This window comes from Micromonospora sp. NPDC049201, assembly GCF_055586805.1.
In genome coordinates this window covers 153268-176675 of the sequence record NZ_JBVJHM010000010.1, presented here as the reverse complement: position 1 = coordinate 176675, position 23408 = coordinate 153268, and the positions used below count along the sequence as shown (strand labels likewise).

Annotated in this window: 22 protein-coding genes; 18 read left to right on the top strand and 4 right to left on the bottom strand. The window is 74.4% G+C overall.

Going from position 1 to position 23408, the window contains the following annotated elements:
* Positions 1–399 precede the first annotated feature (399 nt).
* Genes ACZ6O5_RS22530 through ACZ6O5_RS22515 form a run of 4 tightly spaced genes read right to left on the bottom strand, consistent with a single transcriptional unit; the run spans position 400 to position 3835 of the window.
* Positions 400–1161: a phosphotransferase gene (locus tag ACZ6O5_RS22530; protein WP_465979816.1), complete on the bottom strand. Its 762-nt coding sequence runs from the start codon at positions 1159–1161 to the stop codon at positions 400–402.
* 1 nt (position 1162) lies between these two features.
* Positions 1163–1879 carry a TVP38/TMEM64 family protein gene (locus tag ACZ6O5_RS22525; protein ID WP_465979815.1) on the bottom strand — a complete coding sequence of 239 codons (717 nt, stop codon included), beginning with the start codon at positions 1877–1879 and terminating at the stop codon, positions 1163–1165.
* Positions 1876–2598, bottom strand: a complete 723-nt coding sequence (locus ACZ6O5_RS22520; protein WP_107162608.1) for a type 1 glutamine amidotransferase — start codon at positions 2596–2598, stop codon at positions 1876–1878. The genes ACZ6O5_RS22525 and ACZ6O5_RS22520 overlap by 4 nt, the downstream gene beginning before the upstream one ends.
* Positions 2588–3835 carry a MurT ligase domain-containing protein gene (locus ACZ6O5_RS22515; protein WP_107162628.1) on the bottom strand — a complete coding sequence of 416 codons (1248 nt, stop codon included), beginning with the start codon at positions 3833–3835 and terminating at the stop codon, positions 2588–2590. The genes ACZ6O5_RS22520 and ACZ6O5_RS22515 overlap by 11 nt, the downstream gene beginning before the upstream one ends.
* 356 nt (positions 3836–4191) lie before the next feature.
* Here ACZ6O5_RS22515 and mraZ point away from each other — a divergent pair, with 356 nt between their 5' ends.
* From mraZ to ACZ6O5_RS22425, 18 genes are all read left to right on the top strand, one after another.
* On the top strand, positions 4192–4623 hold the full coding sequence (gene mraZ, locus ACZ6O5_RS22510; protein ID WP_091060154.1) for a division/cell wall cluster transcriptional repressor MraZ: 432 nt from the start codon (positions 4192–4194) through the stop codon (positions 4621–4623).
* Between the two features lie 204 nt (positions 4624–4827).
* Complete coding sequence (gene rsmH / locus ACZ6O5_RS22505; protein WP_107162627.1) at positions 4828–5886, top strand: 16S rRNA (cytosine(1402)-N(4))-methyltransferase RsmH; 1059 nt, start codon at positions 4828–4830, stop codon at positions 5884–5886.
* Entirely contained in the window at positions 5883–6467 is a 585-nt protein-coding gene (ftsL, locus tag ACZ6O5_RS22500; protein WP_465979814.1) for a cell division protein FtsL, read from the top strand. Before rsmH ends, ftsL begins: the two co-directional genes overlap by 4 nt.
* Positions 6468–6470: 3 nt before the next feature.
* Entirely contained in the window at positions 6471–8681 is a 2211-nt protein-coding gene (locus tag ACZ6O5_RS22495; RefSeq protein WP_465979813.1) for a peptidoglycan D,D-transpeptidase FtsI family protein, read from the top strand.
* Between the two features lie 52 nt (positions 8682–8733).
* Positions 8734–10296 carry a UDP-N-acetylmuramoyl-L-alanyl-D-glutamate--2,6-diaminopimelate ligase gene (locus tag ACZ6O5_RS22490; protein WP_465979812.1) on the top strand — a complete coding sequence of 521 codons (1563 nt, stop codon included), beginning with the start codon at positions 8734–8736 and terminating at the stop codon, positions 10294–10296.
* Entirely contained in the window at positions 10293–11702 is a 1410-nt protein-coding gene (locus tag ACZ6O5_RS22485; RefSeq protein ID WP_465979811.1) for a UDP-N-acetylmuramoyl-tripeptide--D-alanyl-D-alanine ligase, read from the top strand. The genes ACZ6O5_RS22490 and ACZ6O5_RS22485 overlap by 4 nt, the downstream gene beginning before the upstream one ends.
* Positions 11699–12826: a phospho-N-acetylmuramoyl-pentapeptide-transferase gene (gene mraY, locus ACZ6O5_RS22480; RefSeq protein ID WP_343445943.1), complete on the top strand. Its 1128-nt coding sequence runs from the start codon at positions 11699–11701 to the stop codon at positions 12824–12826. Before ACZ6O5_RS22485 ends, mraY begins: the two co-directional genes overlap by 4 nt.
* A 245-nt stretch (positions 12827–13071) precedes the next feature.
* On the top strand, positions 13072–14487 hold the full coding sequence (locus ACZ6O5_RS22475; RefSeq protein ID WP_465979903.1) for an FtsW/RodA/SpoVE family cell cycle protein: 1416 nt from the start codon (positions 13072–13074) through the stop codon (positions 14485–14487).
* On the top strand, positions 14487–15593 hold the full coding sequence (gene murG / locus ACZ6O5_RS22470; protein WP_465979810.1) for an undecaprenyldiphospho-muramoylpentapeptide beta-N-acetylglucosaminyltransferase: 1107 nt from the start codon (positions 14487–14489) through the stop codon (positions 15591–15593). The genes ACZ6O5_RS22475 and murG overlap by 1 nt, the downstream gene beginning before the upstream one ends.
* Before the next feature lie 85 nt (positions 15594–15678).
* A complete protein-coding gene (gene murC, locus ACZ6O5_RS22465; protein ID WP_465979809.1) occupies positions 15679–17160 on the top strand; it encodes a UDP-N-acetylmuramate--L-alanine ligase in 1482 nt (493 codons plus the stop codon).
* A complete protein-coding gene (locus ACZ6O5_RS22460) occupies positions 17157–17975 on the top strand; it encodes a cell division protein FtsQ/DivIB (protein ID WP_405090522.1) in 819 nt (272 codons plus the stop codon). The genes murC and ACZ6O5_RS22460 overlap by 4 nt, the downstream gene beginning before the upstream one ends.
* 217 nt (positions 17976–18192) lie before the next feature.
* Entirely contained in the window at positions 18193–19308 is a 1116-nt protein-coding gene (gene ftsZ / locus ACZ6O5_RS22455) for a cell division protein FtsZ (RefSeq protein WP_107157603.1), read from the top strand.
* A gap of 9 nt (positions 19309–19317) precedes the next feature.
* Positions 19318–20064 (top strand): YggS family pyridoxal phosphate-dependent enzyme, encoded by a 747-nt coding sequence (locus ACZ6O5_RS22450; RefSeq protein ID WP_425787762.1) that lies wholly within the window; start codon positions 19318–19320, stop codon positions 20062–20064.
* Positions 20065–20259: 195 nt separating this feature from the next.
* Positions 20260–20970 carry a cell division protein SepF gene (locus tag ACZ6O5_RS22445; RefSeq protein WP_465979807.1) on the top strand — a complete coding sequence of 237 codons (711 nt, stop codon included), beginning with the start codon at positions 20260–20262 and terminating at the stop codon, positions 20968–20970.
* Positions 20971–20998: 28 nt separating this feature from the next.
* On the top strand, positions 20999–21304 hold the full coding sequence (locus ACZ6O5_RS22440) for a YggT family protein (RefSeq protein WP_091059628.1): 306 nt from the start codon (positions 20999–21001) through the stop codon (positions 21302–21304).
* Between the two features lie 41 nt (positions 21305–21345).
* Entirely contained in the window at positions 21346–22152 is an 807-nt protein-coding gene (locus tag ACZ6O5_RS22435; RefSeq protein WP_107157600.1) for a DivIVA domain-containing protein, read from the top strand.
* A gap of 73 nt (positions 22153–22225) precedes the next feature.
* Complete coding sequence (locus ACZ6O5_RS22430; RefSeq protein ID WP_465979906.1) at positions 22226–23083, top strand: hypothetical protein; 858 nt, start codon at positions 22226–22228, stop codon at positions 23081–23083.
* A gap of 2 nt (positions 23084–23085) precedes the next feature.
* Positions 23086–23394: a DUF167 domain-containing protein gene (locus tag ACZ6O5_RS22425; RefSeq protein WP_281936580.1), complete on the top strand. Its 309-nt coding sequence runs from the start codon at positions 23086–23088 to the stop codon at positions 23392–23394.
* The last annotated feature ends 14 nt before the right edge of the window (positions 23395–23408 follow it).

Genomic DNA, 23408 nt, shown 5'->3' with positions numbered 1-23408 from the left:
GCGCCGGCGGGGGGGGGGGGCGCGGGGGGGGGGGCGGGCCGGGCGCCGGCCCGGGTGTGGGGGGGGGGGGGGGGTTGGGGGGGGGGGGGGGGGGGCGGGGGGGGGGGGGGGGGGGGGGCCCGCGCGCGCCCGCGACGTCCCCGGCGGCCCGCCCGGCACCCGGGATGCGGCCTCAGGTTCATCTCTTCGTGTCGCCTTTGGAGCTGAGAGCAGCAGCGACTCAGGCCGTCCGGCGCCGGATGCCGGCAGCCGAGTCGTTTCCGCTCTCAGCTCCAAAGGCAGTCTCCGGTGCTGGTCGCCGGCGAGCGGACCGGCCCTCCCGCCGGCCGACCAGCACCGGCCAGTCGGGCCCGCGGGGCCGCACGTCGATTCCGTCCGGTCGGGCCGGGCCGACCCGGGTCAGGCCGCGTGGAGCGCCGACTCGACCGCCCGGCGGTGCCGGTGCAGCCAGTCGTGCCAGCCGCGTACCGTCTCGACCGCGCCGGCGGCGCGCAACCGGCGCATGCCGGGCTCGTCCCGGTCGGCGCCCGCGTCGATGCCCCGCCAGGTGGCCCCGATCTGGTCCCGCATGACCGTGACCAGTTCGGCGCGGGGGAGCAGCCCGCCGGCCGGGCCCTCGTAGGCGTCACAGAGCAGCCGGCAGCGACGGCCCAGCTCGGCCGGGTCGGCGTCGCCGCCGAGCGTGCCCCAGTGCCAGCCGGCGAACGCCACGTCGTCGATGCGCCGACCCGGACCGGCGAGGTCCCAGTCCAACAGCGCCACCGGCACCGGACCGGCCGGTCCGGCCCGGTACACCGTGTTCTTCGGGGACAGGTCCCGGTGGCAGACCGTCTCCGCGCCGCCGGCCAGCCCGGTGCCGGCGCAGGCGTCGTGCAGCGCCCGGACCAGCCCGGCCAGCCCGGCCAGCGCCGCGTCGGCGAAGAAGGCCGGCTCCTCCCGGTCGCGCCACGGGACCACGCCGTCGACGTGGGAGAGCACCTGCCGGCCCTGTTCGTCCACCCCGAGGTACGCGGGCGCGATCCCGGGCGCGGTCGACGCCAGGTGACCCAGCAGCGCGGCGACGAAGTCGGCGTTGGCGGGCCGGGTCCGGCGGACCGTGTCCCCGACCCGGACCACCTCGGCGATGAACCCGCCGGGCAGCGTCTCCCCGGTGCCGGCCACGTCAGCTCGGGCCGAGCCGGCGTTGTCGCTCGGCCCGCCACCAGCGATGGATGATCAGCACGCTGGCGATCAGGCCGAGGCTGGCCGGCGCGGCGGCGTACCAGTTGATCGAACCGGGGCTGGTCACCGCCGCGCCGATCGCGGCGTAGCCGATGGCGGTCGGGGCGGAGGCGATCACGCTGCCGGCCAGGAACGGCAGCACCCGGGCCGCGGTGGTGCCGTAGCCGTAACTGACCAACCCGAAGCCGGCGATCGGCAGCAGCCGGACGGTGATCACCCCGAACACGCTCTGCCGGGCGAACCAGCCGTCCAGCCGGGCCAGCCGGCCGCGGACCCGCTCGGCCACGAAGTCCCGGCCCAGCAGCCGGCCGACCGCGAAGCCGAGCGCCGCCGCGAGCAGCGCCGCGCCGAGCGCGTACGCGGCGCCCTGCACCGGCCCGAAGATCGCGCCCGAGGCCAGCGTGACGAACGTCCGGGGCACCAGCGCGACCAGCAGCAGCGCGCCACCGACCACGGCCGCGACCGGGGCGTACCCGCCGAGCGAGTCGGCGAGCCGGGGCAGGTCGGCCGCGTCCGGCCGGGGCACCAGCAGCAGTGTGACGCCGAACCCGGCGAGCAGCAGGAGTAGCAGCCCGAACCGGCGCGCCGACGGCTGCCCCAGCAGCCCGACGAGGCGGCGGGCCGCCGGTCGCCGCCCCGGCCGGGCGGCCCCGGTCATGCCCGGGCGGCGGCGGCCACCGCGGCGCGGCGCTCGGACCGGAGCCGGTCGGCCCAGGTGTCGTCGAGCGGGGGGAGCTGGTGGATGCCGGTCGCCCAGCGCAGCAGCAGGTCGGCCAGGTCCGGGTTGCGGGCCAGCGCCGGGCCGTGCGAGTAGGTGCCGAGCAGCTTGCCCCGCCACGCGCCCTCGGTGGCGCCGTCGTTGCCGACCCCGGTGGTGACCCGGGCCAGCGGTGACACGCCCGGACCGAGATGGGTGCGGCCACCGTGGTTCTCGAAGCCGGTCAGGTGCGGGATGCCCAGCCGCGGGTCGACCTCGCCGGCCAACTCGCCGACCGCCCGGGTCGGACCCCGGTCGGAGGAGAGGTCGAGCAGCTCCAGCCCCTGGCAGCGGGTGCCCTTGGCGAAGAACGAGGTGCCGAGCAGTTGGTAGCCGGCGCAGACGCCGAACACCACCGAGCCCTGGGCCACCGCCCGGTGCAGACCGCCGTCGGCGAGCAGGCGCTGGGCGCCCAACGCCTGCGGACCGTCCTCCCCGCCGCCGATCAGGTAGATGTCGGCGGTGGCGGGCAGCCGCTGGTCGGAGCGGACCTCCAGCACCTCGACCGGCATGCCGCGCAGTTGGGCCCGGCGGGCCAGGATCAGCGCGTTGCCCCGGTCGCCGTAGGTGGACAGCAGGTCGGGATAGACCCAGACGATGCGCAGGCTCTCAGTTGACACGGTCCAGCTCCGCTCGGATGTCCTGGAAGGCGGTGTAGTTGGCGATGACCTCCAGCCGGCCCGGCGGCACCGCGCGGACCGCCTCGTCGAACGTGCGCACGTGCCGGAACGGCACGCCGTTGACGTCGAGCCGCACCGCGAGGTCGTACGCCCGGTCGCCGGTGATCAGCACCTGCCGGCCGGCCAGCGGGGCGAAGTCGACGTCGAACAGCCACGACGTGTCCAGCCCGTCGGGGTCGCGCGCGTTGATGGAGAGCAGGGTCGGCGCGACGTCGGCCATGTCGAACGCCTCCAGCCAGCTCGCCGGGTTCTTGGCCAGCAGCAGCCGGATGTTGCGCCCGTCCCGGTCGACCTGGGCGTAGCGGCCGGCCACCGAGGTGACCGAGCCGAGCCGGGAGACCGCGTCCACCGGGCGGACGCCGAACTCGGCGGCGACCGCCAGCGCGGTGGCCGCGTTGCCGAGGTTGACCTTGCCGGGGAGCTGGAGCTGGATCTTGTGCCAGGCGCCGGTGGGGTCGAGCACGCCGTCGTCCTCCACCGTCCACTGCGGCTCGGGGCGGCGCAGCGGGCAACCGGTACACCACCACTGCCCGCCGGAGCGCTGGATGGTGGAGCCGCACTCGGGGCAGACCCACGAGTCGTCGTGCCAGCGCTGGCCGGCGCTGAACCAGGTGACGTGCGGCGGCACGTGCCCCTGGGCCGGGTCGGCCGGCGGGGTGGCGGCCCAGACCACCATCGGGTCGTCGGCGTTGGCGACCACCCGTACGTCGGGGTGCCGGACCAGGGCGGCGCGCCAGAGCTGCGCCATCATGGCGACCTCCTTGGCGCGGTCGAGCTGGTCGCGGGAGAGGTTGAGCAGCGCCACCACGTGTGGCTCGGTCGCCTCCAGCACCTGGGCCAGGTAGTGCTCGTCCACCTCCAGCACCGCGTACGGCGTGCTGCCGGCCTTGGCCAGCGCCGAGGTGTGCCCGGTCGGCATGTTGGCGCCGAAGGCGTTGGAGGCGACCCGGCCGAGCACGCCGACCGCGGCGGTGGTGAGCCGGGTGGTGGTGGTCTTGCCGTTGGTGCCGGACACCAGGGCGATGGCCCGCCCGGCCGAGAGGTGGGCGAGCAGGTCCGGGTCGATCTTGAGGCCGATCCAGCCGCCGATCACCGAGCCGTCGCCACGGCCCGCGGCCCGCGACAGCGCCGCGGCGGTGCGCGACACGGAGCTGGCCACCTTTGCCCGCAAGGGCATCTTCGCGTCCGTCACCCGAGCGAGGTTACCGGACCACGCCTGTCGCCAGATCGCCGCCGACGGCGAACCGTTCGGCCGGGGACGGACCGGCGGACGGCCGGAGCGTGCTCGGCCGGACGGCGGCGGTCCGATGTCGGGTAACGGACCCCCGCCGGGGGCGGCCACCCCCTCCACTCGGCCCCACCCGCGTTGACGTGCGGTTTTGCGCGTGGAAACGCCGCGCCGACCAGGCGATTCTGGTTGCAGGTGGAGGGAAGTGGAGTAGAGTGGGGCGCGATGGTGAGGCCGGGAGGGCCACACCGGCCCGGGGGGTCAGCGGCGCCGCGAACGCCGCTCAGGGCGAGGGGGTTGGGCCGATGTTCCTCGGCACCCACACCCCGCGCCTGGACGACAAAGGCCGGTTGATCCTGCCGGCCAAGTTCCGGGACGAGCTGGCGGGGGGTGTCGTGATCACCAAAGGGCAGGAGCGCTGCCTCTACGTCTTCCCGATGCCCGAGTTCCAGCGGATCGCCGACCAGTTGCGCGCGCAGCCGATGACCAGCAAGGCGGCCCGGGCCTACAGCCGGGTCTTCTTCGCCAGCGCGCACGACGAGGTGCCGGACAAGCAGGGTCGGGTCACCATTCCCGGGCACCTGCGGTCGTACGCGGCCCTCGACCGGGAGCTGGTCGTGATCGGGGCGAGCACCCGGGTGGAGATCTGGGACAGGGCGGCCTGGGAGGCCTACCTCGCGGAGAGCGAAGACGACTTCGCCGACATCGAGGAGGGGGTGCTGCCCGGCGGTCTGTAGGGCGTGACGGCGCCCGACGTACTGCGAGATCTCCAGCCGCTTTCGAGTTCCTGGCACCCCTTCCCCGGTGCCAGGCGCACGATCCGAGACGGAGGGCCGCGGCCTCCGGCGGGCGGGAGCGGATGGGGATCTGGCGGTATGGCGAGGCGTCGTGGCGACGACGGACACGTGCACACAGACGGTTTTCGAACGGTGGGGGTCGACATGGGGGAGCTTCGCGGCACGCACGTGCCGGTGCTGCTCGAGCGGTGTCTCGAGCTGCTGGCCCCCGCGCTGGACCGCCCCGGCCGGACCGTCCACGTCGACGCCACGCTCGGCCTGGCCGGGCACGCCGAGGCGGTGCTCACGGCGCACCCGGACACGGTCCTGATCGGCCTGGACCGGGACACCGAGGCGCTCGCCCACGCGCGGGTCCGCCTGGCCCGGTTCGCCGACCGGATCCACCTGGAGCACGCCGTCTACGACGAGCTGCCCGAGGTGCTCGACCGGCTCGGCTACCCGGCGATCGACAGCGCGCTGTTCGATCTCGGCGTCTCGTCCCTGCAACTCGACGCGCCCGACCGCGGGTTCGCGTACGCGCAGGACGCGCCGCTTGACATGCGGATGGACCAGACCCGGGGAGTGACCGCCGAGGAGGTGGTCAACACCTACTCCCACCCGGATCTGGCCCGGCTGCTGCGGGTGTACGGCGAGGAGAAGTTCGCCGGGAAGGTCGCCTCGGCGATCATCCGGGAGCGGGAGCGGTCCCGGATCACGTCGTCGGCGCGGTTGGCCGAGCTGGTGCGGGACGCGATCCCCGCCCCGGCCCGACGAACCGGCGGACACCCGGCAAAGAGAACGTTTCAGGCTTTACGGATCGAGGTAAACAGAGAACTGGCGGCGCTGGAGACGGCGCTGCCGGCCGCTCTGGACAAGCTCACCGTGGGCGGCCGCCTGGTGGTCCTGTCCTACCACTCGCTGGAGGACCGGCTCACCAAGCAGGCGCTCGCCGACCGGGTCCGCAGCAAGGGCCCGGTCGACCTCCCGGTCGAACTGCCCGGGTCGGGTCCGACGTTCCGGCTGCTGAGCCGGGGCGCGGAGCTGCCCGGGGAGGCCGAGGTGGCCGCGAACTCGCGGGCCGCCTCGGTGCGGCTGCGGGCCGCGGAACGGCTCGATCCGGAGGCGACCAGGCAGGGGCGTACCGACCGCGAACGGTACCGCCGCCGGGTGAAGGCGATGCACCAACCGGGGAACGGGACGGACGAGGAGGGGGAGGGGACATGAACGTCGAGAAGCGCGACGGCCGGGGGGCCGTCGGGCAGCGCGCACCGCGGTCGGGGGGCCGGACCACGGCGCGCACCATGCGAGACACCACGACGACCGCGGCCGACCGTCGCGAGGGGACCCGCGCCCGGGGGGCGCGCGAGTACCCGACCGAGGGCAGCGCCGCGCTGCGGCCGGCCGAGCGCACCCGGGTCGCCCCGCCGACGGCGCCGCGGCTGCGGGTCGCCCCGCCGCCGCCGATCCGGGTGCCGCGGGCGCCCTTCGTCGGGCTGATCCTGGTGCTCGTGGTCGGCGGGGTGCTCGGCATCCTGGCGGTCAACACCAAGATCAACGAGAACGCCTTCCGGCTGGAGAAGCTCCAGCAGCAGCAGGCCAAGCTCGACGTGGACGAGCAGGAGCTGAAGAAGGAGATCGCCGAGCAGAAGGCGCCGGGCAACCTCACCGCCAACGCCCGCAAGCTGGGCCTGGTCGAGTCGGCGGACCCGGCCTACATCCGGCTGCCGGACGGGCGGACGATCGGCGTGCCGCACCCCGCCGAGGGTGCGCCCACCGGCGTCGGCCAGCAGGGCAACGGAGGCTGATCGGTGCCGCCGAGATCGGACGAACCGCGCCGGGACCCCACGGGCTCCCGGCGCGGCTCGTCGCGTGGGGCCGAGCCGCGTGAGCCGGGCGTCGGCGGGATCTCCGACGCGCGGGCGTACACCCCGCGCGGCCGGACCATCCGCGAGGGCGGCGCGGAACAGCGGCGTACCCCCCGCAGCACCCGGTCCGGTGACCCGTTCCGGCCGGCGTTGCAGGTGCTCGACGGCGGCCGGGCCGGGCGGGCCGGCCGCCGGGAGCCGGCCGCCTCCGGCGAGGGCGCCCGCGCCGGTCGCCGGGCGACGGCGGCCGGTGGGCGTGCCGGCGTGGTGCGGACCGTCTCGGCCCGCCCGGTCGGGGAGCCGTTCGACGACGACGAGGAGGACGCGCCGCCGCGCCGCCGGCCCGGCCCGCGTCGGCCGGCGGCCCGCCGGCCGGTCCGCAAGCCGCGCCGCCCGCCCCGGCTGGGCGACCCGCGCCGACGGCTGCGGCTCGCCACCGTGCTGGCGCTGACGCTGTTCGCCAGCATCGGCGTGCGACTGGTCTACCTCCAGACCGTGGACACCCCGGCGTACGCCGACGGCGGCCTGCCCAAGCGGCTCGCCGTGGTCGAACTACCGGCCCCGCGCGGCGCCATCCTCGACCGCACCGGCGAGCCGCTGGCGCACAGCGTGGAGGCCCGGTACGTCTTCGCCGACCCGACCCGGGTCAAGGACCGGTTCGCCACCGCGCGGGCGTTGTCCCCGCTGCTCGGCGTGCCGGCCTCCGACCTGGCCGACAGGATGAAGCCGAGCAAGCTGCCCGGCACCGACACCGACCTCCAGTTCGTCTACCTGGCCCGGGGCGTCGAGATCGGCACCGCGAAGCAGATCATGGCGCTCGACCTGGCCGGCATCGACGTGCACCGCGACGAGCGACGCGAGGTGCCCGGTGGCGACCTGGCCGCCAATCTGCTCGGCTTCGTCAGCCAGGACATGATCGGTCTGGAGGGCCTGGAGGCGAAGTACGACGACCTGTTGCGCGGCGAGGCCGGCAAGCGCACCTACGAGGTGGGCCAGGGCGACCTGGCCGCGCCCATCCCGGGCGGCTACAGCAGCACCACCCAGCCGAGGCCGGGCAGCTCGTTGCAGCTCACCCTGGACCGGGACCTCCAGTTCATGACGCAGCGGATCCTGGTCAAGCAGGTCGCCCAGGTGAAGGGCAGCGTCGCCGCCGCCGTGATCATGGACGTCCCGACCGGTGAGGTGCTGGCCCAGGCCAGCCAGCCCACCTACGACGCGGCCGACCCGACGAAGGTCAACTCGCCGGCCGACCGGGACGACGCGGCCACCAGCTTCGTGGTGGACCCGGGGTCGATCCACAAGGCGATCACGTACGGCGCCGCGCTCCAGGAGGGCGTGATCACGCCGAGCACCACGTTCCCGGTGGCGAACACGATCGTCCGGGGCGGGGTCCCGTTCCGCGACACCCACCCGGCCGACGGCCGCACCATGAGCATCCCCGGCATGCTCGCGTTCTCGTCCAACGTGGGCACCATCGAGATCGCCGAGAAGCTCGGCAGGGACCGGCTGATCGACTACCAGAAGCGGTTCGGGCTGGGCCAGCCGACCGGTGAGGGCCTGCCGGGCGAGGCGCCGGGCCGGATCCTCCCGGCCGACCAGTGGAGCGGGTCGGCGTACGGGTCGGTGCCGATCGGGCACAGCGTGGACGCCACGCCGTTGCAGATGGCCGCCGCGTACAACGCGGTCGCCAACAACGGGACGTACGTGCAGCCGCACCTGATCAAGGAGACCATCGGGCCGGACGGCACCCGGACGCCGGGCGCCGCCCCGGCGTCCCGCTCGGTGCTCAGCCCGGCCAACGCCGCCGCGCTGCGCCGGATGCTGGAGGCGGTCACCACTGTCGACGGCCCGGACGGGCGGGCCACCGGCCTGGCCGCCGCCGTGCCGGGCTACCGGGTGGCCGGCAAGACCGGCACCGGCCTGCGCTACGACAACGGCAGGCAGCAGCCCGGCGAGGTCGGCTCGTTCATCGGGATGGCCCCGGCGGAGAAGCCGCGCTACGTGGTGGCGGTCTTCGTCTGGAGCCCCGACGGCGGGGGCGGCGCGGTCGCCGCGCCGGCGTTCCGGGAGATGATGGGCTTCACGCTCCGGCACTACCGGGTGCCGCCGTCGCTGACCGACAAGTCGCCGAAGTTCGAGGTCTTTCCGCGCTGAACGGGCCGGGCGCGACATCATCGGTGGGTGGCGACGAACCACCGGGGCGGCTGTGCGGTCGGAACCGGACGACCGGGTAGGGTCTGACGCCGTGCCCGGCAATCCACGTCCCGCCACCGTGCTCCCCGTCCGGCTCGGCGACCTCGCCGACCGACTGGCCGTTCCCACGCCGGAGGGGGCCGCCGAGCTGGCCGTCACCGGGGTGACCCACGCCAGCCACGAGGTCCGCCCCGGTGACCTGTACGCCGCCCTGCCCGGCTCCCGCCGGCACGGCGCGGAGTTCAGCGCCGCCGCGGCCGCCGCCGGCGCGGTGGCCGTGCTGACCGATCCGGCCGGGGTGCCGCTGGCCGCCGACGCCGGCCTGCCCGTGCTGGTCGTCGACGACGCCCGCGGGGTGCTCGGCACGGTCGCCGCCACCATCTACGGCGACCCGACCGCCGGGCTGACCGTGATCGGCGTGACCGGCACCGCCGGCAAGACCTCCACCAGCTACCTGATCGAGTCCGGGCTGCGCGCCGCCGGGCACGTCACCGGCCTGATCGGCACCGTGGAGACCCGCCTCGGCGACCTGGTGGTGGACAGCGTCCGGACCACCCCGGAGGCCACCGACCTGCACGCCATGCTCGCCGTGGCGCGGGAGCGCGGCGTGGACGCCGTGGTGATGGAGGTGTCCAGCCACGCGCTCGTGATGGGCCGGGTGGGCGGCGTCCGGTTCGACGTCGGCGGCTACACCAACTTCGGCTCCGACCATCTCGACTTCCACGCCGACGAGGCGGACTACTTCGCCGCCAAGGCCCGGCTCTTCGACGGTCGCTGCCGGGTCGAGGTGCTCAACCACGACGACCCGGCGCTGCGCCCGCTCCACAAGCCCGGCACGGTGACCTACTCGGCGGCCGGCGACCGCGACGCGACCTGGTGGGCCGACCAGGTCTCCGGCGAGGGGTACGCGCAACACTTCACGCTGCACGGCCCGGACGCGGTGGCGCTGCCCACCGGCGTGGCGCTGCCCGGCCGGCACAACGTGGCCAACGCGCTGCTGGCCGTCGCCACGCTGGTCGCGGCCGGCGTGGACCCGGACACCGCGGCGCGCGGCGTGGCCGCCTGCGGCGGCGTGCCCGGCCGGCTGGAGCTGGTCAGCGGCGACGCCCCGGTGCGCGGCGTGGTCGACTACGCGCACAAGGCGAACGCGATCGAGGCGGTGCTGACGGCGCTGCGCGGGCTCACCGGTGGGCGGCTGGTCTGCGTGCTCGGCGCCGGCGGCGACCGGGACCGGGGCAAGCGGCCGGTGATGGGCGAGGTGGCGGCCCGGGGGGCCGACGTGGTGCTGGTGACCGACGACAACCCGCGGACCGAGGACCCGGCCACCATCCGGGCCGAGGTGCTGGCCGGTGCGTACGCGGCGGCCACCCCGGCCCGCGTCATCGAGGTGCCCGGCCGGCGGGCAGCGATCGAGGAGGCGGTCCGGTTGGCCGAACCGGGTGACGTGGTGGCGGTGCTGGGCAAGGGACAGGAGCGCGGCCAGGAGATCGGCGGCGAGGTGCTGCCGTTCGACGACCGGGTGGAGCTGGCGGTGGCGCTGCGGGCCCGCTTCGGGGACCTGGTGGGTGGCCGATGATCCCGCTGACGCTGGCCGAGGTGGCCGCCGCGGTCGGTGGCCGGCTGGCCGGGGCCGACCCGGACGCCCGGGTCACCGGCACGGTGGAGTTCGACTCCCGCAAGGTGACCTCCGGTGGTCTCTTCGTGGCGTTCCCCGGCGAGCGGGTGGACGGCCACGACTACGCGGCCGGGGCGGTGGACGCCGGCGCGGTCGCCGTGCTCGGCTCCCGCGAGCTGCCGGGCGTGCCGATGGTGCTTGTCGACGACGCGCTCGACGCACTGGGCCGGCTGGCCCGCGCGGTGGTCGACCGGCTGCCCGCACTGACCGTGATCGGGTTGACCGGCTCGTCCGGCAAGACCACCACCAAGGACCTGATCGCCCAGCTCGCGGTCCGGCTCGGCCCGACCGTGGCGCCGCCCGGCTCGTTCAACAACGAGCTGGGGCACCCGTACACGGCGTTGCAGGCCACGCCGGAGACCCGGTACCTGGTGATGGAGAAGGGCGCCCGGGGCGTCGGGCACGTCCGCTACCTGTGCGACGTGGTGCCGCCGCGGATCTCGGTGGTGCTCAACGTCGGGGTGGCGCACCTGGGTGAGTTCGGCTCGGTCGACGCGATCGCGCTGGCCAAGGGGGAGCTGGTCGAGGCGCTGCCCGCCGACGGGCTGGCGGTGCTGAACGCCGACGACCCGCGGGTCGACGCGATGGCGGCCCGGACCGCGGCCCGGGTGGTCCGGTACGGCGAGTCGGCGCACGCCGACGTGCGCGCGGTGGACGTGACGCTGGACGGGCGGGGCCGGCCGTCGTACACGCTGGTGACGCCGGAGGGGAACGCCCCGGTGCGGCTCGGGCTGACCGGCCGGCACCAGGTGTCCAACTCGCTCGCCGCCGCGGCGGTCGCCCGCGAGCTGGGCCTGCCCCTGACCGAGCTGGCGGCGGCGCTGGGCGAGCTGGGCCTGGTCTCCACGCGCCGGATGGACGTGTTCGAACGCCCCGACGGCGTGGTCGTGATCGACGACTCGTACAACGCCAACCCGGCCTCCACCGGCGTGGCGCTGCGGGCGTTGGCCAGCATGCGCGGCGAGGGGCGTACGGTCGCGGTGCTCGGCTACATGGCCGAGCTGGGCGACTTCGAACGGGAGGGACACCAGCAGGTCGGCCGGCTCGCGGCCGAGCTGGGAATCGACCGGCTGCTCGTGGTGGGCGAGCCGGCGGCGCCGATCCACGAGGGCGCGACAGCGGTAGGCAACTGGGGAGGAGAGTCGGTGCTGCTCACCGATCAGGCGGCGGCCGTCGAGGTGCTGCGGAGCGAGCTGCGTCCGTCGGACGTGGTGCTGGTGAAGGGCTCCCGGTACCGGACCTGGGACGTGGCCGACGCGCTGCGCGCGGACGCCCGGGAGACGGCGACGGAGGGCGGCGCCGCATGAGGGCGGTCATCGTCGCCATCGGCGTCGCGTTCCTGATCTCGCTGTTCTGCACCCCGATCGCGATCAAGGTGTTCGCCCGGCTGAAGGCCGGCCAGCCGATCCGGTCGAACCTCGGGCTGGCCAGCAACGAGGGCAAGAAGGGCACGCCGACGATGGGCGGCGTGGTCTTCATCCTGGCCACCGTCATCGCGTACGTCGCCGGGCACCTGGCCCTGACCACGTTGCCGGACGCGCAGATCGCGCAGGTCGAGCCGACCATCACGGCGCTGGTGCTGCTGGGGCTGATGGTGTTCTCCGGCGCGGTCGGCTTCATCGACGACTTCCTGAAGGTCCGCAAGCGGCACAGCGGCGGCCTGAACAAGCGCGGCAAGCTGGCCGGGCAGATCCTGGTCGGCGCGGTCTTCGGCGTGGTGGCGCTCTACTTCCCGTCGAGCATGACCGACGTCAGCGGCAACGCGACGAACACCGCGACGGTGGGCAGCACCACGCTGAGCTTCATCCGGGACATCCCGGCGCTGGAGATCGGCAAGATCGGCGCGGTCATCGTGATCATCATGGTGGTGATGGCGGCGACCAACGGCGTCAACCTCACCGACGGCCTGGACGGCCTGGCCACCGGCGCCTCGGTGATGGTGCTCGCCGCGTACGCGCTGATCGCGTTCTGGCAGTACCGGCACTGGTGCGCGGACCCGAACTACACCGAGGCGTACTGCTACACCGTGCGCGACCCGCTGGAGATCGCGCTGATCGCCGGCGCGGCGGCCGGCGCCTGCGTCGGCTTCCTCTGGTGGAACACCTCGCCGGCCCGGATCTTCATGGGCGACACCGGCGCGCTCGGCCTCGGTGGCCTGATCGCCGGCATGGCGATGTCCACCCGGACGATCCTGCTGCTGCCGATCCTGGGCGGTCTGTTCGTGATCATCACGATGTCCGTGGTCATCCAGATCATCTCGTTCCGGACCACCGGCAAGCGGGTGTTCCGGATGTCGCCGCTCCAGCACCACTTCGAGCTGGCCGGCTGGAGCGAGGTCAACATCGTGGTCCGGTTCTGGATCATCGCCGGCATCGGTGTGGCCATCGCGCTGGGCCTGTTCTACAGCGAGTTCCTCGCCGCGGTGAGCTAGCGCCCCCGGCTGTGTAAGGAGGGGCCCCCTTTTAACAGACGTCTGTTAAAAGGGGGCCCCTCCTTCAGATCCGACACGCCGACCGTGGGGTTGCGCCACGGGCGGGCGGGTCGAGCCGCCATGATGAGCGGGTGGGGGAGGGACGAGACATCCAGGTCAGCACCGAACCGCCGGCCCGCCGCGCGCCCGCGGCCACGCCGCCGGGCGATCCGCCGGCCGGCGCGCGCTGGGACCCGGCGGGCGGCCTGGCCGCGCTGCGCGGCCTGCTGGCCCGGCCGCTGGCCTCCTACTACCTGCTGCTCTCCAGCGCCGGCCTGCTGCTGCTGATCGGCCTCACCATGGTCTTCTCCGCGACCAGCGTGCGGGACTACGCCGAGGGCGGTGACGCCTCCGCCTCGCTGACCAAGCAGGCCGTGTTCGCGGTGATCGGCGTCGGCGCGTTCTGGGCCTGCCAGCGGCTGCCCGCGCGCACGTTCCGGGCGGTGAGCCGCCCCGCGCTCGGCGTGGCGGTGGCGCTGCTGCTCCTGCTCAACCTGCTGGTCGCGCTGGAATCACTGTTCGGGGTGGCGTCCATCGGGCCGTTGAAGGGCGAACTCCTCTCGCTCTCCCTCGGCCCGATCTCGCTTCAGCCGGCCGAGGTGGCCAAGTTCGCGCTGGTGCTGTGGGCGGCGCACGTGCTGGCCCGCAAGGGGGCCGCGCTGGGCTGGTGGCGGGAGCTGGCCACGCCGCTGTTCCCGGTGGTCGGTCTGATCTTCGTGCTGGTCGGCTACAACGACCTGGGCAGCATGCTGTGCCTGCTGGCGCTCGTGGTGGGCCTGCTCTGGGCGGCCGGCGTCCGGACCCGGGTCTTCGCCGCGCTCTCCGCGATCGGCCTGGCCGGCATCGGCCTGCTGGTCGCCGCCGCCTCGCTCGGCGCCGGCTCCGGTTCCCGGGACGCCGAGAACTACCGGCTGGGCCGGCTCACCATGTGGCTCGACCCGCCCGATCCGCAGACCTGCATCGAGCTGAAGCTGGAGAACTGTTACCAGCCCATCATGGCCCGGTACGCGATCGGCAACGGCGGCTGGTTCGGCGTCGGCCTGGGCCAGAGCGTCTTCAAGTGGGACTGGCTGCCCGAGGCGCACAACGACTTCATCTTCGCCATCGTCGCCGAGGAGCTGGGCGTGGTGGGCTGCACCGTGATCCTGGTGCTCTTCGCCGTGCTGGCGTACACCGGCATGCGGATCGCCCGCCGGGTGGAGGACCCGTTCCGCCGGCTCGCCGCGGCCGGCGTGACCGCCTGGCTGGTCGGTCAGGCCGTCATCAACATCGGCGGCGTCACCGGCCTGCTGCCGCTGACCGGCGTGCCGCTGCCGTTCATCTCCGACGGCGGCAGCGCGCTGGTGGTGACGCTGGCCGCGATCGGCATGCTCGCCTCCTTCGCCCGCGCCGAGCCGGACGCGGCCCGAGCCCTGAACGCCCGTCCGCCGGCCCGATGGGTCCGACTAGTGTGGGCCCCGTTGCCGCCGCTTCCCGGCCGGCGTCGCCGACCGGCGCCGCCCCCGGCGGACCGAGGGCCCGTGCCCCGGTCCCGACAGCGTCGGCAGGACGATCAGGCCGCGACCCGCGGCGCCCGGCCCGACCGGGCGCGCGCCGGCGCGGCGAACGAGAGGAGACGCTGATGGGTCCGCTGCGTTCGGTGGTGCTCTGCGGAGGGGGCACGGGTGGGCACATCTACCCGCTGCTCGCCTTCGCCGACTGCCTGCGCCGACACGACCCGAGCGTCCGGATCACCTGCCTGGGCACCCCGAAGGGGCTGGAGAACGAGCTGATCCCGCCGGCCGGCTACGACCTGCGGCAGATCCCGGCCTACCAGCTGCCCCGATCGGTCAACATGAGCCTGGTGCGCACCCCGGACCGGATGTGGAAGGCGGCCCGCGCCGCGGGCAAGGTGATCGACGAGGTGCGGGCCGACGCGGTGGTCGGCTTCGGCGGGTACGTCTCGGTCCCCGGTTACCTGGCCGCGTGGCGGCGCGACCTGCCGATCGTCATCCACGAGGTGAACGTGCCGCCGGGCGTGGCGAACCGGATGGGCATGAAGTTCACCAAGCACGTCGCGGTGGGCTTCCCGCACCAGCCGGCCCAGTCCGAGGCGCTGCGCGAGGCGCTGGTGGTCGGGGTGCCGCTGCGCCGCGGCATCGCCGGGCTGGACCGGGTGGCGCTGCGGGACGCCGCCCGCGCGCACTTCGGGCTCCGGCCCGACCTGCCGGTGCTCTTCGTGGCCGGCGGCTCGCAGGGCGCCCGCTCGATCAACCTGGCCGTCTCCGGCGCGGCGAAGGAGCTGGCCCGCAACGGCGTGCAGGTGCTGCACGTGATCGGCGCCCGCAACGAGCCGGTCTCCGTCCCCAGCGACCTGCCGGTGCCGTACGTGACGCTGCCGTACCTGTCCGAGATGGAGCTGGGTTACGCGGCGGCGGACCTGATGCTGGGCCGGGGCGGCGCGATGACCTGCGCCGAGGTGGCCGCGATCGGCCTGCCCACGGTCTACGTGCCCTACCCGCACAGCAACCAGGAGCAGAAGCGCAACGCGCTGCCCGTGGTGGAGGCCGGCGGTGGGCTGCTCGTCGACGACGCCGAGGTGACCCCGGCCTGGGTGGAGCGCACGGTGATCCCGCTGATCCGGGACCCGCGACGCCTCCACGCGATGAGCCACGCCGCGGCCGGCTACGGTCGCCGCGACGGCGACGTGGCGCTGCTGAACTTCGTCTACGAGGCGGTGAGCCGGTGAGCGCGAGGAGTGAGCTTGCGAGCCCCGCAGTCGCGAACAACGGTGGCTCCGTAATGGGCGTCGCCGCGACGGGAAGGTACCCCTCATGAACACCGCGCAGTTCACGCCCGCCGGCACGATGACCGCGGAGGACCTGGGCCGCATCCACCTGATCGGGGTGGGCGGGGTCGGGATGGCCGGGCTGGCCCGGCTCTTCCTCACCCGTGGCCTGCCGGTCTCCGGCAGCGAGCTGCGGGAGTGGCCGTCGCTGGCCGGCCTGCGCGCGCTGGGCGGGACGATCCACTCCACCCACGAGGCGGCCAACCTGGACGGGGTGGACACCGTCGTCTACTCCTCGGCCATCCCGCAGGACCACCTGGAGCTGGTCGAGGCGCGGCGGCGGGGCCTGCGGGTGCTGCACCGCTCCGAGGCGCTGGCGGCGGCGATGACCGGTCGGCGCACGGTGGCGGTGGCCGGCACGCACGGCAAGACGTCCACCACGTCGATGGTGACCATGGTGCTCCAGCAGGCCGGCGCCGATCCGTCCTTCGTCATCGGCGGGGAGATCTCCGAGGTCGGCTCCGGCGCGCACCACGGCACCGGCGAGCACTTCGTGGTCGAGGCGGACGAGAGCGACCGCTCCTTCCTCATCTACCGCCCGTACGTGTCGATCATCACGAACGTCGAGGCGGACCACCTCAACACGTACGGCGACCTGGCCACGCTGGAGGCGGCGTTCGCCGAGTTCGCCCGGCTCACCGACCCGGACGGCTTCGTCGTCACCTGCGCCGACGACGCCGGTGGCCGGCGGCTGGCCGAGACGCTCCGGGCGGAGGGCCGTCGGGTGTGGACGTACGGCGAGGCCGCCGACGCCGACCTGCGGATGAGCGACGTGGTCTCCTCGGCGCAGGGCGTGCGCTACCTGGCCGAGGTCGAGGGCCGGTCGCTGGGCGAGATCCGGCTGCCGATGCCGGGCCGGCACATGGCGCTCAACAGCGCCGCCGCGGTGCTCGCCGCGTACCTGCTGGAGCTGCCGGTGGCGGCGGCGGAGGCCGCGCTCGGCGCGTTCCCCGGCGTGCGGCGGCGGTTCGAGCGCAAGGGCGTGGCGGACGGCGTGCTGGTCTACGACGAGTACGCCTACCACCCCACCTCGATGACGCTGGCGTTGCAGACGTTGCGCGAGGTTGCCGGCGACGGCCGGCTGATCGTGGTCTTCCAGCCCTACCGGCTGTACCGCACCCGGGACCTCCAGGCGGAGATCGCCGCCGCGCTCGGCATCGCCGACGAGTTGGTGCTGCTGGAGGTCTTCGGTCCCGGCGAGCCGCGCCAGCCCGGTGAGGGGTCGGTCGCGCTGATCGAGGCGGTGCCGCTGCCGGCGGACCGGAAGGTCTTCGTCGAGGCGTGGGACGACGTGCCGGCCGAGGTGGCCCGCCGGGCCCGGACCGGCGACGTGGTGGTGACCATGGGCGCGCCGCCGATCTCGCTGATGGGTGACCAGTTGCTGGACGCCCTGCTGGCCCGCGCCGGCGGCGCCACGGCGCTCCGCGCCGGCGTCGGTCCGGACGGCGCGGCGGCCACCGCCGGATGAGTCCCGGCCCGGCCCGGGGCCGCACGCCCGGCCAGGACGGTGGCGCGGGGCGGCGTAGCCCGGTCCGGCGCTGGCAACTGGTCCGGGCCGGGGCGGACGCCGTGCCGCCGTCCACCCGTCGGTTCATGGCCCGGGCCCGGCAGCGGCGGATGCGCGCCGCGTTGCCGTGGGCGTTGGCCGCGGCGGTGGCCGCGTTGGCCGCGCTTGTCGCCTGGACGGTGCTCGGCACCGGGCTGTTCGGCGTCCGGGAGGTGCGGGTGGTCGGCGCGCGGCTGGTCACGGCGGTGGAGATCCGGGACGCCGCGGCGGTTCCGGACGACGCGCCGTTGGCCCGGGTGGACCTGGCCGCGACGGCCCGCCGGGTGGGCACGTTGCCGCCGGTGGCCCGGGCCACGGTGGAGCGGGACTGGCCGGCGACGCTGGTGATCCGGGTCGAGGAGCGGGTGCCGGTGGCCGCGGTGCCGCAGGGCGGGCGCTTCGCCGTGGTGGACGCCGCCGGCGTGGTCTTCCAGCGCCTGGACCGGGCCCCGGCCGGGTTGCCGCTGGTCCGGGTGGCCCGGCCGGGGCCGGACGATCCGGGCACCCGGGCCGGGCTGGCGGTGCTCGCCGCGCTCGGGGAGAAGCTGCGCGCGGAGTTGGTCACGGTGGACGTGGCCGGGCTGGCCCGGATCACGTTGCTGCTGCGCGACGACCGACAGGTCTTCTGGGGGGACGCCGCGCGCAGCGCGGACAAGTCGGCGGTGGCGACCGCGTTGTTGCCGCGCCGGGCGGACCGGATCGACGTCAGCGCGCCGGACGTGGTCACCTTCCAGTGACCGCTCACTCAGCGAACGGGCAGTGTGTGACCGGTCGCTCGGTCGGCGACACGCCGGAAAGGGTCCTTGGCTCCTGGCGCGGCGGCGCATACGTTGCCCCGAAGAGATCAGTGGTTGACATAACTCTAAGCCTCTAGTAGAGGGTGAGGGTTCTCCTCTGGTCCGGCCAAGCCGTGTGGGGTCGGCCCATGCCAATCTCGAAGGGAAAGGACCGGAGATGACACCTCCGCACAACTACCTGGCGGTCATCAAGGTCGTCGGCATCGGGGGCGGCGGCGTGAACGCCGTCAACCGGATGATCGAGGTTGGGCTCAAGGGCGTCGAGTTCATCGCGATCAACACCGACGCGCAGGCGCTGCTGATGAGCGACGCCGACGTCAAGCTCGACGTCGGCCGGGAACTGACCCGGGGGCTGGGCGCCGGCGCCAACCCGGACGTCGGCAAGAACGCCGCCGAGGACCACCGCGACGAGATCGAAGAGGTGCTCAAGGGCGCCGACATGGTGTTCGTCACCTGCGGCGAGGGCGGTGGCACCGGCACCGGCGGCGCGCCCGTGGTGGCGAACATCGCCCGCAAGCTCGGCGCGCTCACCATCGGTGTGGTCACCCGGCCGTTCTCGTTCGAGGGCAAGCGCCGCCAGGTGCAGGCCGAGGCGGGCATCGAGGAACTGCGCAACCAGTGCGACACGCTCATCGTGATCCCGAACGACCGGCTGCTCGCGCTCGGCGACCGCAACATCTCCATGATGGACGCGTTCCGCACCGCGGACCAGGTCCTCCTCTCCGGTGTCCAGGGCATCACCGACCTGATCACCACGCCGGGCCTGATCAACCTCGACTTCGCCGACGTGAAGAGCGTGATGAGCGGCGCGGGCAGCGCGCTCATGGGCATCGGCAGCGCGCGGGGCGAGAACCGCGCCGTCGAGGCGGCCGAGGCGGCCATCTCCAGCCCGCTGCTGGAGCAGAGCATGGACGGCGCGCGGGGCGTACTGCTCTCCATCGCCGGCGGCTCGGACCTCGGCCTGTTCGAGATCAACGACGCGGCGCAGCTGGTCACCGACGCGGCCCACCCGGACGCCAACATCATCTTCGGCGCGGTGATCGACGACGCGCTCGGCGACGAGGTGCGGGTGACCGTGATCGCGGCCGGCTTCGACGGTGGCACCCCGGCCTACAAGGCGGTCGACCCGCCGCGCAAGAGCAACCAGAACCCGCCCACCCAGCCGAACGCGCCGGCGAACCCGCCGGCCACCATGCCGGCGCCGCAGCAGCCGTCCCGCCGGGTGCTCTTCGACGACGTCGACGTGCCCGACTTCCTCAAGAACGGGTCCTGAGCCCCGCCGATGACGGATTCATCCACCGCGGTGCGACCCGAGCGTCGCGCCGAACTCGCGGCCGGGCTGGCCCGGGTCCGGGCCCGGATCGCCGACGCCTGCGCGGCGGCCGGTCGCCACGCCGACGAGGTCACCCTGGTCGCGGTCACCAAGACGTACCCGGCCGCCGACGTGGTCGCGCTGGCCGGGCTCGGCGTGACGGACGTGGGGGAGAACCGGGACCAGGAGGCGGCCGGAAAGGCGGCGGCGGTGGCCGGCGCCGGGGCGGTGCCGCGTTGGCACTTCATCGGGCAGTTGCAGCGCAACAAGGCCCGTTCGGTGGTCCGGTACGCCGACGTGGTCCAGTCGGTGGACAGCGTACGGCTGGCGGCTGCCCTGGACGCCGCCGCGACCGGTGCCCGGGACCGCCCGCTGGACGTGTTGGTGCAGGTGAGCGTGGACGGTGACCCGGCCCGGGGTGGCGCGCTGCCGGGCGTGGCCGACCCGGAGCGGGGCCTCGACCCGGTGGCCGCCGCGGTGGCCGGGGCGGGCGGGCTGCGGCTGGCCGGCCTGATGGCGGTGGCCCCGCTGGGCTGGGAGCCGGACCGCGCGTTCGCCCGGCTGGCCGAGGTGGCGGCGCGGCTGCGTGCCGACCATCCGGACGCGACGGTGCTGTCGGCGGGGATGAGCGGCGACCTGGAGAGCGCGATCGGTCACGGCGCGACACATGTCCGCGTCGGCAGCGCGTTGCTCGGAATGCGCCCCACGCTGGGGTAGCCTGGCCCGGACGGAAGCAAATTACATCAGTGTTGTTCAGGACGGCGTCTCCCGAAGCCCGGGGGCCGTGGCGGGCGGGCCGCGAACCGCACGTCAGGGGATTGCCGGTCCGGTCCGGTGGGCATGATCGTCCACTCGTGATCAAGCGACACGGCACGGGGGCGCGTGCCGCACGGCGGACGGAAGGGCGCGGGGATGGGTGCACTGCGCAAGGCGGGGGTCTGGCTCGGTCTCGTCGAGGAGGACGACGAGCGGGCGTACGAGGACGGTGGCTACGACAAGGGTGGCTACCGTGACTCGTCGCGCTACCGGTCGAGCCGGTACGCCGAGGAGTTCGCCGACGAGGACGACGAGGAGTCGGAGGAGCCGCCGGCGCCCCGGTCCCGGGCCGGTGAGCGGGGCCGGCTGACCGAGCGCGCCACCAGCCGCGCGGTCGACACCGACCGCTCCGAGGTCGAGCGCCCGGAGCGTCCGGAGCGGGCCGAGCGGTCCAGCAGTGTCCGCTCCATCACCCGGTCCTCCGCCGGCGAGGGTTCCGGCTCGTTGTCGTACCACACCCGGGACAATCTGGCCCTGGCGCCGCAGGCCCCGCCGCGCGAGCGGACGGTGGTCCCGGAGGACGAGCAGCGCTACCAGATCACCACGCTGCACCCGACGACGTACCGCGAGGCGCGGACCATCGGCGAGCACTTCCGGGACGGCGTTCCCGTGATCATCAACCTCACCGAGATGGACGAGGCGGACGCCCGCCGACTGGTCGACTTCGCCGCCGGGCTCGCGTTCGGCCTGCGCGGTACGATCGAGCGCGTGACCAACCGGGTGTTCCTGCTCTCACCGGCCAATGTCCAGGTCACCGCGGAGGACAAGGCCAAGATCGCTGAGGGCGGCTTTTTCAGCCTGAGCTAGCCCGCACGACCGAGGGACGTCGCCTGCTGTGTTGTCGATCCTGTTCCAGGTGCTCTACCTGCTGCTGTATTTCTTCCTGCTTGTCCTGTTGGCTCGATTTGTCCTCGGGGCCGTGCTCGCCTACGGCCGTCGCTGGCAACCCGGGCGGGGGGCATCGGCGGGACTGGAAGTCGTGTGGAGCGTCACTGATCCGCCCCTGCGAGCGTTGAGGCGTGTGATCCCACCACTGCGAATTGGTACCGTGAGCATCGACCTGGCCTCCCTTGTGCTCCTGGTTATCCTGTTCGTGCTGATGGAGTTCGTGTTACAGCGCCTGATCGTGGCGTTCGCCTGACCAGAGCGCTTTCGCGGCCGCAACTGACCCGAGGAGTTTCGATGCCGCTGACCCCGGCCGACGTCCACAACGTCGCCTTCAAAAAGCCGCCGATCGGCAAGCGGGGGTACGACGAGGAGGAGGTCGACGCCTTCCTGGACGAGGTCGAGCGAGAGCTGGCCCGTCTGATCGAGGAGAACAACGAGCTGCGCGCCCAGGTGGAGCGCGGCGGTCGGGGTGGCGCACCCGCCGGCCCCGGCGGCGACGCCCGGCTCGCGGCGGAGCTCAACGACGTCAAGGCCCAGCTCGACCGCGTGCAGCGCGACAAGGCGGCCGCCGAGCAGGCGGCCCGCGCGATGCAGGCCGAGCTGGAGCAGGTCCGCACCCAGGGCAGCCCGGTGGGCGTGACCGGGGACGGCGAGCAGCAGGCGCTGCGGGTGCTGATGATGGCCCAGCGCACCGCCGACGACCACGTCTCCGACGCCCGGCGCGAGGCCGACAGCCTGCTCTCCGAGGCCCGGTCCAAGGCCGAGGAGGTCACCCGCGAGGCGCGGGCCAAGGCCGACGCCCTGGAGCGGGACGCCCGCCAGCGGCACCAGGAGGCCATGGGCGGCCTGGACGCCAAGCGCACCGCGCTGTCGAAGCACATCGAGGAACTCAAGCAGTTCGAGCGTGAGTACCGCACGCGCCTCAAGGCGTACCTGGAGAGCCAGCTGCGGGACCTCGACGGTCGTGGCCAGGGCATCGAGGTCGAGATGAACCGCGAGGGCACCCGTGCCGTCGGCGGCAGCAACGGCCTCGCCACCGCCGGCCTCGCCGGCTCCTTCGGCGGGGGCCGCGGCGCCGGCTCGCTCGAGTCCGGCCGCTGATCCCACGTCGGTGGCCGTCCCCGTGGCGGCCACCGACGGCACCAGTCCGACACGACGCGGCCGGGGGTGAGCCGTGATAGCCGCCAGCGTCCTGCTCATCCTCGTCGCGGTCGTGCTGCTGGTGGTCGGGCTGGCCGGTGGGTCCAGCTCGCTGCTGATCGTCTCGATCGCGGCCAGCCTGCTGTCCGCCGTCGCCTTCGTCGTGTTCGCCCGCCAGGCGGCCGCGGCCCGGGCGGCGGGCCGGGAGGCCGGCCCGCGTTCCCGGACCGTTCCCGCCGGCCCGTCTCCGGACGAGCCGGTGAGCCCGGTCCCGCATCACACGTCCACGGTCGGTGCCGGTGGACCCGGGTGGCGGCAACCGCCCGGTCCGCCGGCGGCCGAGCCCTACGAGCCGGACGCCCGCGCCTACTCGCCGTCGAGCGAGCCGGACGCCCGCGCCTACTCGCCGTCGGGCGAGCCGGACGCCCGCGCCTACTTTCCGCCGGACGAGCCGGACGCCCGCGGGTTCCCGCCGTCGGACGGACCGGACGCCCCGTCGGCCGGCGACTATTCCTCGCCGATGGGGTCGGACGTCCCGTCGGCCGGCGCCCACTCGTCGCCGAAGGGGCCGGATGCCGCGCCGTTCGTGGCCTACTCGCCGGTCGAGCCGGACGCCGAGTCGACGCCCACCTCGCCCGCGCCGGGTGGGCCGCTCGCCGGCGATCCGTCGGCCGAGTTCCTCTCCGCCGGGGAGGTCGCCCGGCTGGTGCGACTGCCCGACGAGGTCCGGGTGGTCGACGGCCATCCCCGCTTCCACCTGGCCGACTGTCCCCACCTGGTGGGCCGGCCGGCCGAGTCGTTGCCGGTCGCCGAGGCGGTCGGGCTCGGCTTCACGCCGTGCGCGTACTGCGCCGCCGCCAGCACGCTGCTCACCGACGCCCGGCCACGCTGACCATGACGACCGCGGACACCCCGCTCACCGTCGCGGTGCGCGTGAAGCCCGGCGCGGCCCGGGCCCGGGTGGGCGGCCGGTTCGACGGGCCGTACGGCCCGGCCCTGGTCGTCGCCGTGCACGCGCCGGCGGTGGACGGCCGGGCCACCGAGGCGGCCCGGCGCGCGCTGGCCGACGCGCTCGGCGTCCGGCCGGCGGTGGTGTCGCTGCGGTCCGGCGCGGCCAGCCGGGACAAGCTCTTCCTGGTCGAGCGCCCGGCCGACCGCCTGCCCGAGGTGCTGCGTCGGCTGCGCGACGGCAGCGCGGAATGAGGGTCCGGCGGGCC